The 2,368-nt window shown below is 75.5% G+C and carries 2 protein-coding genes and 1 pseudogene; all 3 read right to left on the reverse strand.

Translation table 11 applies throughout. The annotated features are described in order from the left end of the window. Positions 1 to 238, reverse strand: a pseudogene (locus MXD58_RS29240) (methylmalonyl-CoA mutase); the annotation flags it as partial. 91 nt (positions 239 to 329) lie between these two features. Next, positions 330 to 1,418 carry a type IV toxin-antitoxin system AbiEi family antitoxin domain-containing protein gene (locus MXD58_RS29245; protein WP_248840290.1) on the reverse strand — a complete coding sequence of 363 codons (1,089 nt, stop codon included), beginning with the start codon at positions 1,416 to 1,418 and terminating at the stop codon, positions 330 to 332. Between the two features lie 260 nt (positions 1,419 to 1,678). After that, positions 1,679 to 2,368: glycoside hydrolase family 6 protein (locus MXD58_RS29250; protein WP_250611387.1), on the reverse strand; the 690-nt coding region annotated here is incomplete at its 5' end.

Below are 2,368 nucleotides of genomic sequence, written 5' to 3' on the forward strand. Positions count from 1 at the left end.
GCGCCAGGCCCGGCAGGCCGACCGCGGTCGCGGGCGCGTCGTCCGCGGTGTACAGCGGGCGGATCCGCGGACCGTCGTAGGTGGGCGTGGTCAACAGGCCCTCGGCACCCTCGGGCGTCACCGCCTCGGTCGCCGCGCCGGACTTGCGCAGGACACCGAGGACGAGCTTCTGCCACTCGGCGCGCGTGGCCTCCGGAAAGTCGGCAGCCAGCGACATTCCGGCCGATGGAACGGTCATGCACCGGATCGTAGGCGCGGGACGTCCAGGGGGCTCGGAATGTACTCCCCGTCACAAGGCGTGGCGGCCTTTCGCCTGATGGCGGCCGTGATCAGGAGGCCCGTGGGGTTACCTCCTCCCGGCCGGCGAGGACCCGCTCGACGGCTGCCACGATCTGGCCCGGATGCCAGGCGAGGTCGAGCGCGCCGAAGCTCAGGACCGTCCACCCATGGGCGGCGAGCAGGTTGCCGCGCTGACGCTCCCGGTGCAGGGCGCCGGCCGAACCCACGGCGTCGCAGGTATCGGCCTCGACGACGAGGCGGTGTGCGGGCCAGGCGAGGTCGAGCCGGGCCACCACCTGGCCCGTGGCGTCCGTCACCGGCCACTGCAGCTCGCTGGGCGCGAGCCCGGCGTCGGTGAGCAGCAGCCGCAGCCTGGACTCCAGGGCCGACTGGGCCCGCCCGTCGGCCAGCGACCACCACCCGTGCACCGCGCGGAATCCGCGCCGGCCGGCCGCCGCGCGGCGCGCCGCCCGCAGATCCGCCACGACGCGGCTACGCAGCGCGGCGTCCATCACGGCGACGGCCGCGTCCCGGGACGAGGCGGCGAGCACCAGATCCGCCAGCGTGCGCGCGGGCGCGGTGACCGGGATTCCGTCCAGCATCATCCGGTCGCCGGCGGGAAGGTCGGTGAAATGCAGCCGGATACCGCGCGGCTGCGCCCGGGTGAGGCGCGCCGGCAGCATCAGGTGCACCGGTTCGGCCCGGCCCTCCGTTTCGACCGCGGGAAATCCGAGCAGACCCGCCGCGGTGGCGCCGCAGACGACGGCTTTCGGCCGGCCGACGAGCGCCGCGCGGGCACGCGCCGCCAGCGCGGCACGGGCCGGCATGATCGCGATGACCTCACCGCCCGCACCCGCCCCGCCCTCGTCACCGGCGCCTGTGGGCCGCGCACCGGGCACGGCGAGGGCGGACCGGCCCGTGCCGGGCACGACGAAGGCTCCCCGGACCGGGTGGCCCCACTGTTCGGACTGGACGAGCTGGCGTAGCTGGCCGCGGGTCAGACCGGCGGCGATCGCCTGCCGGAAAGTGATCATTCCGCCCTGCCGCCGGGCCAGCGCGACGGCGGAGTCGAGGCCCGGGTAGGCGCGGGCGGCGGGGGGTCGGGTCGGCGAGGTCAGAGCCGAGAGCGAAGTGGTCATGCTCCGAGAATCCACCACGACCCGGCGCCGATCCAGCCTCGGGAAAGACCTGTGGATAACCCAGCGAACGATCATCCGTAGACGGATGGAATGGGCGTTGAGGTCATCGCCTGGCCCTGCGGCGACCATTCCCACCGCCCACGGGTCCGCCCTCTGGGAAACGGTCGGGAAGGCCACCGCGAACGCCCCCGAAAGCCGCTGCGGAAACGTCCGGGGTCGGCGCCGCGGGCACCCGGGGCGCCTGGGCGGCGCAGCGTCGCTCAGGCCGCCCGGCTGGCGAGGCCCCTGGCATAGTCCAGCCACCACTGGCCGGCCGCCGGCCCACCGTTGCAGGCTCCGTCCGACTCCCCGGGCACCTTGATCCACAGGTAGGCGTCGGCGCGCGGGTCGCCGGTCTGCCCGGTGGGCGCGATTCCCAGACCGCGGTCGGGCGGATTGCACCAGACGTTGCCCGCAGCCGGCCCGCGGCCGTTGCGGGAGGTGTCCACGACGAAGTGGGCGCCGCCGCCGAGCGCGGCGACGACGGCGTCGCCGTAGGCGGTCTCGTCCGCGGTCTCGTCGAAGTTGGAGACGTTGAGAGCGAACCCGCGGGCGCGGTCCACCCCGGCGAGGCGCAGGCGGGCGGCCGTGTCGGCGACCGAGTGCCAGTTCGCGTTCCCGGCGTCGAGGTAGACCTCGGCGCCGACGGCGGTGAGCTGGTCGACGGCGAAGCCCAGCATGGCGTAGCGGGCGCCGGCTGCCGCCGGGGACAGGCAGTCGACCTGGGCGAGGGCGTCCGGTTCGAGGATGACCGCGGCGGGCCCGGTGCCGATGCCGGCGGCGAACGCGGCGATCCAGGCCCGGTAGCCGGCTTCGTCGGCGATCCCGCCGGCGGACTGGCCGCCGCAGTCACGCGCGGGGATGGCGTAGGCGACGTGCACCGGCAGCGCGCCGGCGGCGCGGACCACCCG

It is taken from the genome of Frankia sp. AgKG'84/4, from assembly GCF_023242965.2.
GTDB lineage: Bacteria > Actinomycetota > Actinomycetes > Frankiales > Frankiaceae > Frankia.